This is a genomic window from Bacillus sp. SIMBA_005, assembly GCF_046535585.1.
GTDB lineage: Bacteria > Bacillota > Bacilli > Bacillales > Bacillaceae > Bacillus > Bacillus pumilus.
Genome location: NZ_JAWRWI010000595.1, coordinates 1 through 263 on the forward strand (window position 1 = coordinate 1; position 263 = coordinate 263).

The following is a 263-nucleotide window of genomic DNA, read 5'->3' on the forward strand; positions in this document are numbered from 1 at the left end:
TCAGAAAGGATCCGAAAAAGAGCGAGCTCTTTCCGTTATCCGAGTACGGGCTTACAGAAGAAGAAATGAAAGCAATACCAGCGTCTGTCATCTGTAAAGACGCACCTGCCAATATAACAAACGGCTTAGAAGCCATCCAGCATTTACGCAATACCTATAAAAGAACCATCTCTTTCGAGTTTGACCATGTGCATGATTTCGAAGAGCGCGCATGGATTACAAAAATGGTCGAGTCCGGAGAACTGTTCCGGAAAAATTCACCG

1 protein-coding gene is annotated in these 263 nt (G+C 44.5%); it reads left to right on the forward strand.

The genetic code is table 11. The annotated features are described in order from the left end of the window. The coding region (locus SB660_RS21445; RefSeq protein ID WP_410584424.1) for a hypothetical protein at window positions 1-263 on the forward strand (263 nt) is incomplete at both ends.